This is a genomic window from uncultured Amaricoccus sp. (assembly GCF_937858865.1).
In the GTDB taxonomy this organism is placed as follows: Bacteria; Pseudomonadota; Alphaproteobacteria; order Rhodobacterales; family Rhodobacteraceae; genus Amaricoccus.
In genome coordinates this window covers 1-9,247 of the sequence record NZ_CALLYO010000050.1, presented here as the reverse complement: position 1 = coordinate 9,247, position 9,247 = coordinate 1, and the positions used below count along the sequence as shown (strand labels likewise).

Sequence of the window (9,247 nt, the reverse complement as noted above, 5' to 3'; positions counted from 1 at the left end):
CGGATCAGCACCTTCGACGAGAATGCGGTCGAGGCCGCGCTCGGGCTGGCCGCGGCGTCCGGCGGCCGGGTCTTCGGACTGAGCGTCGTGAGCGGGCCGGTTCCGCCGCGCGACGTGCTGCTGCGCGCGCTCGCCATGGGACTCGAGGCGCTCTATCTCGTCCGCGATGAGGAGCGGCTCTGCCTGGATCCCTTCCCGACGGCGACCGTGCTGGCGGCCGCGGCGCGGGCGGCGGCCGATCGTGAGGGGATTTCGGGCTGGGACGTCCTGATCGGCGGCGAGGCGTCGGCCGACCAGTATAACGCACAGGTCGGCCCGCGCCTCGCCGTGGCGCTCGGCATCCCCTCGGTCACCTATGCGTCCAGCCTGGCGCTGCGCGATGGCGCCCTCGTGGCGCAGCGCGTGCTCGAGCACCGCGCCGAGGAGGTCGAGGCGCGGCTGCCGGTGCTGGTGACGGTGGGGATGGAGATCAATCAGCCGCGGATACCGACCGTGCTGCAGGTGATGGGCGCCGGCCGGAAGCCGGTGCACGAGCTGGCCCTGCGCGAGCTGCCCGGGCTCGATCCCGACGCGCTGCGGGCGTCGCTGGCGGTCGAGATCCTCTCGATCCAGGCGCCGCCCAGCACGCGCAAGCGGATCACGATCGATGGCGACACGCCGGGCGAGAAGGCGCGCGCGCTCCTCGAGCGCCTCGTGGCGGATGGAGAGGTGAAACAGGGATGAGCCAGGAGATGACGCTTCTCGCATTCTCGGAGAGCCGTTCGACGCTGCTCGAACTCCTTGGTGCCGCGCGCGAGCTGACGTTGGGGAACAGAGCGGTGACCGCCCTGACGATCGGGCCCGACGCCGCGGCCGCCGCCGAGGAATGCCGGGCGTGCGGCGCGGACAAGGTGCTGACCGTCGCGACGGACGGCCCGCCCGGGCCGGAGGTGATCCGGGCCGCCCTGGGCGAGGCCGTCCGGGCGAGCGGGGCGGATCTCGTGCTGATCGGCGCCACCCGCACCGGCATCGATGCCGCGGCGGCGCTCGGGCAGGAGGTCGGCGCCGCGTGCATCAGCGAGTGCACGTCGATCGCGCTCGAGGGGGCGGGCATCCTCGTTGAGCGCCGGGTCTACGGCGGGCGTTTCGTCGCGCGGCAGCGGCTCGCCGGGCGGCCGGCGATCCTGACGGTCCCGCCCGGCCGCTTCGGCCGGCCCTCCCCCGTCGACACCCCGACCGGGACGCTGGCCGCGCTGCCGGTGGCGCTGCCCGAGCCGCGCGTCCGCCTCCTCGGGGTCAGCGAGAAGCCGCGCAGCGACGTCGACGTCGGCAAGGCCGAGACCATCGTCGCCGCCGGGCGCGGCATCCGCCAGCGCGAGGACCTCGCCATCCTCGAGCAGCTCGCGCAGGCGCTCGGCGGCGTCCTCGCCGGTTCGCGGCCGCTGACCGGCGACGTCGACTGGCTGCCGATGGATCGCCGCATCGGCCTGTCCGGAAAGACCGTCAAGCCGAAGCTCTACGTCGCCTGCGGCGTCTCGGGGCAGATCGAGCACGTGGTCGGGATGAAGGGCGCGCGGACCGTGGTCGCGATCAACAGCGATGCCAAGGCACCGATCCACGAGGAGGCGGACTACAGCCTCGTCGCCGATCTCTACGAGGTCGTCCCGGAGCTGATCAGCCGGCTTGGGGGTCGCTGAGCGGCGCCTCCAGCCCGGCCCCTTCCATCGACTTGTCGAACCGGATGGGCCGGCTGTCGGCGATCGCCCGCGGATCGAAGCCCGGCGCCGACATGACGCCCCAGATCTTGCGCATCTGCATGCCGATGTTGCCGGCGTCGTAGAGCGGGAAGACCAGCGCCTCGCGCAGGAACCGCTCCACCGGGTGGCTCCTGTCGAGCGCGTTGACGCCCATCGCCTGCATCGCCTTGAAGACGGCGCCGAAGAGGGTCTCGCCGCAGAAGACCTTGGCCATGGCGGCGACGGCATGCCCCTCGGAATCGTGCAGGTCGAGATAGTGCGCCGCCTTCCAGGCCATCGCCCGGCAGGCCTCGATCTTCATCGCCACCTCGGCGAGCAGGTAGCCGACCGCCTGGTGGTGGATGATCGGCCGCGTGCCGCCGCCGGTGTAGGTCTTCGACCAGTCGAGGATGTATTCGTAGGCGGAGCGCGCGACGCCGACCGCCGCGATCGCCGCCACCGGCCCCGACCAGGTGAAGGCCTTGCTGATCACGAGGTCGCCGTTGCCGACCGCGAAGACGTTCTCCTCCGGGATGCGGCAGTTGTGGAAGGTGACGACGTTGTTCTGGCAGAGCCGGTGGCCGATCTTGGAGATCGGGGTCTTGAAGTTCATCCCCGCCGCGCCCCGGGGCACGATGACCGCGGCGAGCCCCTCCTTGCCGCCTTTCGTCGGGTCGATGCGGACGACGCAGACGTTGACGTTCGCGCCCTTCAGGTCCCATCCGCCGGCGTTGCACGGCCAGTACTTCATGCCGTCGAGCACGTACTCGCCCCGGCCGGGATCGCGGCGGGCGACGACCGAGATGCCGGCGGGCATCGGGCCGGGGTGGTCGAAGTTCGCCGTACCCCCCGGCGAGCCGGGGGCCTCGCTCACGGTCCAGCCGGCGAGATACTCCCCGCGCGGGTCGGAGGTCGCTTCCCCGATCCACTTGATCCGCTGCTCCTCGGTGCCGAACCAGGCGATCGGCATGAGCGCGAGGCCGTTTACCAGGAGGACGGTGGCGAAGCCGGGATCGACGGCGGCGATCTCCTCGGCGACGATCTGGAGGTCGACGTTGCTGATGCCGCCGCCGCCGTACTGGCGGGGGAGGAATCCGGTCGCGAAGCCGAGCTTGTAGGCTTCGACGTAGGCGCCCTTCATCGCCAGGAACGCCCGTTGCGGATCGGGGTCGGCATCGGCTTCGGCGACGAGCGGCGCCAGGATTTCGGTCGCGAAGTCGCGGGCGATGCGCTGCAGGCGCTTCTGGTAGCTGTTCAGCGTGAAATCGATGCTCATCGTCTCCCCCTGCCGCGCGCATCGGCCGCTGCCGCGCGACGCCCTCCTCAGTTACAGCTTTCGGGCCGCAAGGCCAGCATGGGCAAGAGGCGGCGGCCCGTCAGCGGGAGAGGGCGAGCAGGAGGTCGAGGTCGAGGTGGACCTCGAGGTGGCGGGCGATCGTGTCGAGGGCGAGCTCGACGCCGGCTTCGTAGCTCGCGCCGGAGGCGGCGGCGCCGAGCCGGGCGAGCCAGGCGGCGCGCTGGGCGTCGCCGGCGAAGAGGCCGTGGACGTATGTGCCGAAGACCCGGCCGTCGGCGGAGCGGGCGCCCTCGGGCCGGCCGCCGGCGAGGGTCGCGAAGGGGCGGGCGCAGTCCGGGCCGCGGGTGCGGCCCATGTGCATCTCGTAGCCGGCGAAGGGCACGCCGTCGGCGGTGCGGCCGGTGACGGCTTCCAGCCGCTTCTCGCAGGCCAGCTCGGTCGCGACGTCGAGCAGCCCGAGGCCGGGATGGGTGCCGGGCGGCCCCTCGAGGCCGGCGGGGTCGGCGACCGAGCGGCCGAGCATCTGGTAGCCGCCGCAGAGGCCGAGGATGCGGCCGCCGCGGCGCAGGTGGGCGGCGAGGTCGATGTCGAAGCCGGCGGCGCGCAGGGCGGCGAGGTCGGCGAGCGTCGACTTGGAGCCGGGGAGGAGGACGAGGGCGGCGTCGCCGGGCAGCGCCGCGCCGGGGCGGACGTGGACGAGGTCGACGGCCGGCTCGGCGGCCAGCGGGTCGAGGTCGTCGAAGTTGGCGATGTGGGGCAGGATCGGCACGGCGATGCGGAGCGTGCCAGGTCGGGGTGCCGCCGCGGGGGCGCGGGAGAGGGCGAGCGCGTCCTCGGCGGGCAGCCGGCGGGCGGCCTCGGTGAAGGGGACGAGGCCGACCGGGGCCCAGCTGGTGCGCTCGGCGATCAGCGTCATGCCCTCGCGGAAGAGCGCCGGGTCGCCGCGGAAGCGGTTGACGATGAAGCCGCGGATCAGGGCGGCGTCGGCCGGGTCGAGGACGGCCCGGGTGCCGACGAGGCTGGCGATGACGCCGCCGCGGTCGATGTCGCCGATGAGGATCACCGGAGCGTCGGCGGCGCGGGCGAAGCCCATGTTGGCGATGTCGTTCCGCCGGAGGTTCACCTCGGAGGCGCTGCCCGCGCCTTCGACGAGGACGAGGTCGGCGTCAGCGCGCAGGCGGGCGAAGCTCTCGAGGACGGCGGGGAGGAGGCCGGCCTTGCGCTGCTGCCACTCGCTGGCGCCGGCGTTGCCGACGACGCGGCCCTGGAGGACGACCTGGGCGCCGATCTCGCTCTGCGGCTTGAGCAGGACCGGGTTCATGTCGACCGTGGGAGCCACGCGGGCGGCACGGGCCTGGAGGGCCTGGGCGCGGCCGATCTCGCCGCCCTCGGCGGTGACGGCGGCGTTGTTGGACATGTTCTGCGGCTTGAACGGCCGGACCCGCAGGCCGCGGTCGGCGAAGGCGCGGGCGAGGCCGGCGACGATGAGGGATTTCCCGACGTCGGAGCCGGTGCCCTGGAACATGAGGGTGCGGGCGGTCACGGATCGTCAACCGGGGTCGGCGGCGGCCCGGGTCAGAACTCGATGCCCTCCTGCGCCTTCACCCCGGCGGCGAAGGGGTGGCGGACCTGGCCGAACTCGGTGACGAGGTCGGCCGCGGCGAGGAGGTCGGCCTTCGCGTTGCGGCCGGTGACGACGACGTGGAGCTCCGGCCGCCGCGCGGCGAGGGCGGCGAGGACGCGGCCGAGCTCGAGATAGTCGTAGCGGAGCGCGATGTTGAGCTCGTCGAGGAGGAGGAGCGCTATCGAGGGGTCGGCCATCAGCGCCTCGGCCTGCGCCCAGGCGCGTTCGGCGGCGGCGATGTCGCGGCGGAGGTCCTGGGTCTCCCAGGTGAAGCCCTCGCCCATCGTGTGCCAGGCGACGGCATCGCCGAAGGCGGCCAGCGCCCGGCGCTCGCCGGCGTCGCGCGCGCCCTTGATGAACTGGACGACGCCGACGCGGCGGCCGTGGCCGAGCATGCGGAGCGCGAGGCCGAAGGCCGCCGTGCTCTTGCCCTTGCCGGGGCCGGTGTGGACGAGGAGGAGGCCCTTCTCGACGGTCTTGCCGGCGACTTCCGCGTCCTGCACCGCCTTGCGCTTCGCCATCTTCTCCCGGTGGCGCTCGGCGGTGGCGTCGTCGATCTCGGGCATGGTCGCTTCACCTCGGGGATGAACGGGATGCCCGGCGGCGCCGTGCGCGCCGCCGGGGGCCGGGGCGGGCGCGGCCTCAGGCGGGCTGCGGCTGCGGCGTGCCGAGGTCGGCGGCGAAGCGCGGGCGCAGGGCCGCGACCGCGGTGCCGAGCAGCAGCCAGAAGACGAGGTTCGTGACCGTGACGGCGACGACGAAGCGGTGGTGCAGCTCCGCCGGCACCGCCGTCTCGTGCGTCGGCGGCTGCGGCGCGCCGACGAGGTGCGGCACGATCAGCAGCGCGGCGCCGAGGAAGCCGAGGGCCGGGCCGCGGCCGAAGGCGATGAGCGCGAGGCCGGCCGCGGTGGCGAGCACGGTGCCGATCCACCAGACCTGCCGGGGCGCGAGCTCGGCCGCCGGCATGCCGGGGAGCTCGGGCGGCAGGCCGAGGCCGGGGGCGACGGAGAAGACGGCAAAGCCGGCCAGGCCCCAGACGAGCCCCTGCCGCCAGCTGCGGATGCCGCCGGCGAATTCGGAGGCAGCGACGAGGAGGAGCCCGAAGCCGACGGCGGTGACGAAGTTGGCGACGGCGGTCAGGCTCATGCGCTGGAAGCCGTCGGCGGGCGCCCATTCCTCCGCCTCGTGCGGGTGGGCGTCGGTGACCGCTGCCGCTTCGTGGTCGTGGCCGGCGGCCGGCGCGGCGTTCTCGTAGACCTCGGCCTCGAGGATCAGGGGAACGGTGGAGAAGAACTGGAGCATCGTCATCGCGACGGCGACGAGGATGCCGGCGAGGGCCGCCAGAAGCAGCGTGCCGCGGAGCGCGTTCATGATGGGTCTCGCGCCCGCGTCAGTGGCAGGGGAACGCCATCGAGTGGCGGTAGTCGTGGCTGGCGTTGTGGGCGACGGTCATGTGCGAGAAGCCGACCATGCCGATGATGAAGGCGCCGATCGCCGCCGCGACGAGGCGCTGGAAGGCGAGGGAGGAAGACGACGCCGAGCCGGTCGCCGAGGGAGTATGGGCCATTCTCAAGTCCTTTCGCCCTCCACCCGAGGGCCGCTGGAGCCACGTCGATTCGCCGGCAGGTCTCCTGGCTCGCGGGTCAGGGCCCTTTGCCTCACCTTCCCGGGAGATTCTCCCAGTGGTCGCAGAGGCCGGGCTCGCCGCTTACAGTTGCGGGGGCAGCCGCGGTTTCTCACCGCATTCCCTTGTTCCCTCGCGGGAACGACCGACGCGCCCATGGTTAACGCAAAAGCGGGCCGCGGCAAGCCCCCTTCTCGGGGCGTCTCCGGGCGCCGTTGACACCGCTTCCCGCGCCGCCGTAGAGATCGGCTCGTGACGGTCATCCCCGCGAGGGGAAGGGAATGCGGTGCGCCGGGAAACCGGCAAGTCCGCAGCTGTACCCGCAACTGTAGGCGGTAGCGGCGACTAACGGCCACTGGGGGAGAGCTCCCGGGAAGGCAGTCGACCGCGACGATCCGCGAGCCAGGAGACCTGCCGTCACCGAGTTTGTCCGTGCGCCCGGCGGGTTACCTGGGCAAGGAGTGCGGTCGAGTGACAGGCGCGAGTCCGTCCCGTGCGGCGCAGCCGGCCCCCGAAGGGCCGGACGGTTGCGGCGTGACCCTGCTCGTCTGCTCCTCCTGCCGCCGGGAGGGCGACGGCCCCGAGGTGCCGCGTCCGGGCAGCCGGCTCGCCGATGCGGTCGGGGCGGCGGCCGGCTGCGGCGTCGCCGTGCGGCGCGTCGCCTGCCTCGGCAACTGCAGCCGCGGCCTCTCGGCCGCCGTCTACCGGCCGGGCTGCTGGACCTACGTCTTCGGCGGGCTCGACGAGGCTTCGGGCGGCGACCTCCTCGCCGGCGCCCGGCTCTTCGCCGGCTCGAGCGACGGTTTCATGCCGTGGCGCGGCCGGCCCGAGGCGCTGAAGCGCGGGCTGATCGCGCGCGTCCCACCCATCGAGCTCCTGAAGGATCTGCCATGAACGATCTCGCCCCGGGCCTTTCGGGCCGCGTGCCCTGCACCGTCGTCACCGGCTTTCTCGGCTCCGGAAAGACCACGCTGATCCGCCACCTGCTGGAGAATGCCGGCGGGCGGCGGCTCGCCGTCCTCGTCAACGAGTTCGGCGACGTCGGCATCGACGGCGAGGTGCTGAAGGGCTGCGGCATCGCGAGCTGCCCGGAGGAGAATATCGTCGAGCTCGCCAACGGCTGCATCTGCTGCACCGTCGCCGACGACTTCGTGCCGGCGCTCGACCGGATCCTCGCACGCGGCGACGTCGACCATATCCTGATCGAGACGAGCGGGCTCGCGCTGCCGAAGCCGCTGGTGCAGGCCTTCCAGTGGCCGGGGGTGAAGAGCCGGGTGACGGTCGACAGCGTCGTCGCGGTGGTGGACGGGCCGGCGCTGGCCGAGGGGCGGGTGGCGCAGGACCTCGAGGCGCTGGCGGCGCAGCGCGCGGCCGACGCCTCGCTCGACCACGACGATCCGGTGGAGGAGGTCTTCGGCGACCAGGTCGCCTGCGCCGATCTCGTCGTGCTCTCGAAGGCCGACCTCCTCGACGGCGTGGCGCGGCAGGCGGCGGAGGCGCGGGTCGCGCGGCACCTCGGCCGGGCGGTGAAGATCGTGGCGGGGGAGCGCGGCCGGGTCGATCCGGCGGTGCTGCTCGGGCAGGGGCTGGCGGTCGAGGAGGCGATCGACGAGCGGCGGACCGCGCACGACGACGCGGGCGAGCACGACCACGACGACTTCGACAGCTTCGTCGTCGAGCTGCCGGCGGTGGCCGGGCCGGATGAGCTCGCCGCGCGGGTGGCGCGGGCGGCCGAGGCGGGCGACGTGCTCCGGGTCAAGGGCTTCGCGGCGGTGACCGGCAAGCCGATGCGGCTGGTGGTGCAGGCGGTGGGGCCGCGGGTCTCGCACCACTACGACCGGCGCTGGGGCGCGGGGGAGGCGCCGGGAACGCGGCTCGTCGTGATCGGGCTCAAGGGGCTCGACCGGGCGGCGGTGGAGCGGGTGCTCGCGGGCTGATGCACATCCTCAACGTCACGACCGCGTCGCTGGACGACCTGATCGAGCCCGTCGATCTCGGTCAGGCGCCGGCCGAGCTCGTGGCGGCGAGCTTCTCCGACAGCGACCTCGCGGCGCTGGCCGGCGCCTGGGGGCCGGAGCTGCCCGAGCTGCGGCTGGCGGCGCTGCGCGACCTCCGCCATCCGATGTCGGTCGATCTCTGGATCGAGCGGGTGGCGTCCGGCGCGCGGGCGGTGCTGGTGCGGCTGCTCGGCGGATACGACTGGTGGGCCTACGGCTGCGAGCGGCTGGCGGCGGTGGCGCGGGAGCGGGGGATCGCGCTGGCGCTGCTGCCGGGCGAGTGCCGGGCGGACGATCCGCGGCTGGCGGCGCTCTCGACGGTCGGCCCCGGCGCGCGGGCCGGGCTCCTCGCTTGCTTCCGCGAAGGGGGGCGCGCGGTCGCGGCGCCGGCGGCGGCGCCGCTGCCGCGGGTCGGGCTCTATCTCGCCGGTGCCGGGGTGCGCGGGCTCGAGGCGGCCGAGGCGGCGGGGCGGCCGCTGGTGGCCGTCCTCTTCTACCGCTCGATGCTGCTGGCGAACGACCATGCCCCGGTCGACGCGCTGGTCGCGGCGCTGGAGGCCGAGGGGCTGGCGGCGCGGGCGGTCTTCCTGCCGAACCTGCGCGAGCCGGAGGTGCTCGCCGCGCTGGAGCCGGCGCTGCGGCGGATGCGGGCGGCGGCGATCGTCACGGCGACGGCCTTCGCGGCGGGCGAGGAGGCCGGGCTCTTCGCGCGGCTCGGGGTGCCGGTCTTCCAGGTGGTGCCGGCGACGACGCGGCGCGAGGCCTGGGCCGAGGGTCAGCGCGGGCTGATGCCGGCGGATCTGGCGATGCACGTGGTGCTGCCCGAGCTCGACGGGCGCATCCTAGCGGGCGCGGTGTCGTTCAAGGAGGTGGCGCCGCTCGACGTGCGGCTGGGGCTGCGGCTGCAGCGCAACCGGCCGGAGGCCGGGCGGGTAGCGCAGGTCGCGCGGCGGGTGGCGGCGCACCTCGCGCTGGCCGCGACGCCCCCGG

General features: G+C 74.0%; 10 protein-coding genes and 2 riboswitches. Of the genes, 5 read left to right on the top strand and 5 right to left on the bottom strand.

Annotation, left to right across the window (positions count from 1 at the left end; genetic code table 11):
• Together Q0112_RS01355 and Q0112_RS01350 are read left to right on the top strand one after the other, a co-directional pair.
• Window positions 1–723: electron transfer flavoprotein subunit beta/FixA family protein (locus Q0112_RS01355; RefSeq protein ID WP_297970428.1), on the top strand; the 723-nt coding region annotated here is incomplete at its 5' end.
• 8 nt (window positions 724–731) lie between these two features.
• A complete protein-coding gene (locus Q0112_RS01350) occupies window positions 732–1,676 on the top strand; it encodes an electron transfer flavoprotein subunit alpha/FixB family protein (protein WP_297970426.1) in 945 nt (314 codons plus the stop codon).
• Here Q0112_RS01350 and Q0112_RS01345 read toward each other — a convergent pair.
• The 5 genes from Q0112_RS01345 to Q0112_RS01325 all read right to left on the bottom strand — a co-directional run bounded on the left by Q0112_RS01345 (window position 1,654) and on the right by Q0112_RS01325 (window position 6,203).
• Complete coding sequence (locus Q0112_RS01345) at window positions 1,654–2,991, bottom strand: acyl-CoA dehydrogenase (RefSeq protein WP_297970424.1); 1,338 nt, start codon at window positions 2,989–2,991, stop codon at window positions 1,654–1,656. The two genes, Q0112_RS01350 and Q0112_RS01345, sit on opposite strands and share 23 nt — an antisense overlap.
• Window positions 2,992–3,091: 100 nt before the next feature.
• Window positions 3,092–4,537 carry a cobyric acid synthase gene (locus tag Q0112_RS01340; RefSeq protein ID WP_297970430.1) on the bottom strand — a complete coding sequence of 482 codons (1,446 nt, stop codon included), beginning with the start codon at window positions 4,535–4,537 and terminating at the stop codon, window positions 3,092–3,094.
• Between the two features lie 50 nt (window positions 4,538–4,587).
• Window positions 4,588–5,202, bottom strand: a complete 615-nt coding sequence (gene cobO / locus Q0112_RS01335) for a cob(I)yrinic acid a,c-diamide adenosyltransferase (protein WP_297970422.1) — start codon at window positions 5,200–5,202, stop codon at window positions 4,588–4,590.
• A gap of 76 nt (window positions 5,203–5,278) precedes the next feature.
• Window positions 5,279–6,007 carry a CbtA family protein gene (locus Q0112_RS01330; RefSeq protein WP_297970420.1) on the bottom strand — a complete coding sequence of 243 codons (729 nt, stop codon included), beginning with the start codon at window positions 6,005–6,007 and terminating at the stop codon, window positions 5,279–5,281.
• 19 nt (window positions 6,008–6,026) lie between these two features.
• The gene (locus Q0112_RS01325) at window positions 6,027–6,203 is read right to left on the bottom strand and encodes a CbtB domain-containing protein (protein WP_297970418.1); all 177 of its coding nucleotides are present in this window, start codon (window positions 6,201–6,203) and stop codon (window positions 6,027–6,029) included.
• A 36-nt stretch (window positions 6,204–6,239) separates the two neighbouring features.
• Window positions 6,240–6,425: riboswitch (cobalamin riboswitch) on the bottom strand.
• 74 nt (window positions 6,426–6,499) lie between these two features.
• Window positions 6,500–6,694, top strand: a riboswitch (cobalamin riboswitch).
• A 100-nt stretch (window positions 6,695–6,794) separates the two neighbouring features.
• On the opposite strand from Q0112_RS01325, the gene Q0112_RS01320 reads away from it, so the two are divergent.
• The 3 genes from Q0112_RS01320 to Q0112_RS01310 all read left to right on the top strand — a co-directional run.
• On the top strand, window positions 6,795–7,154 hold the full coding sequence (locus Q0112_RS01320) for a DUF1636 family protein (protein WP_297970416.1): 360 nt from the start codon (window positions 6,795–6,797) through the stop codon (window positions 7,152–7,154).
• Window positions 7,151–8,197 carry a cobalamin biosynthesis protein CobW gene (gene cobW, locus Q0112_RS01315; RefSeq protein ID WP_297970414.1) on the top strand — a complete coding sequence of 349 codons (1,047 nt, stop codon included), beginning with the start codon at window positions 7,151–7,153 and terminating at the stop codon, window positions 8,195–8,197. Before Q0112_RS01320 ends, cobW begins: the two co-directional genes overlap by 4 nt.
• Window positions 8,197–9,247 (top strand): cobaltochelatase subunit CobN (locus Q0112_RS01310; protein WP_297970411.1); only part of this gene is annotated, 1,051 nt, incomplete at its 3' end. The genes cobW and Q0112_RS01310, both read left to right, overlap by 1 nt.

Excerpts from the sequence above, each read along its gene's own strand:
- Q0112_RS01325 (WP_297970418.1), bottom strand. The coding sequence starts at position 6,203 with ATGGCCCATACTCCCTCGGCGACCGGCTCGGCGTCGTCTTCCTCCCTC.
- cobW (WP_297970414.1), top strand. The coding sequence starts at position 7,151 with ATGAACGATCTCGCCCCGGGCCTTTCGGGCCGCGTGCCCTGCACCGTC.
- Q0112_RS01350 (WP_297970426.1), top strand. The coding sequence starts at position 732 with ATGACGCTTCTCGCATTCTCGGAGAGCCGTTCGACGCTGCTCGAACTC.
- Q0112_RS01330 (WP_297970420.1), bottom strand. The coding sequence starts at position 6,007 with ATGAACGCGCTCCGCGGCACGCTGCTTCTGGCGGCCCTCGCCGGCATC.
- Q0112_RS01340 (WP_297970430.1), bottom strand. The coding sequence starts at position 4,537 with ATGTTCCAGGGCACCGGCTCCGACGTCGGGAAATCCCTCATCGTCGCC.
- cobO (WP_297970422.1), bottom strand. The coding sequence starts at position 5,202 with ATGCCCGAGATCGACGACGCCACCGCCGAGCGCCACCGGGAGAAGATG.
- Q0112_RS01345 (WP_297970424.1), bottom strand. The coding sequence starts at position 2,991 with ATGAGCATCGATTTCACGCTGAACAGCTACCAGAAGCGCCTGCAGCGC.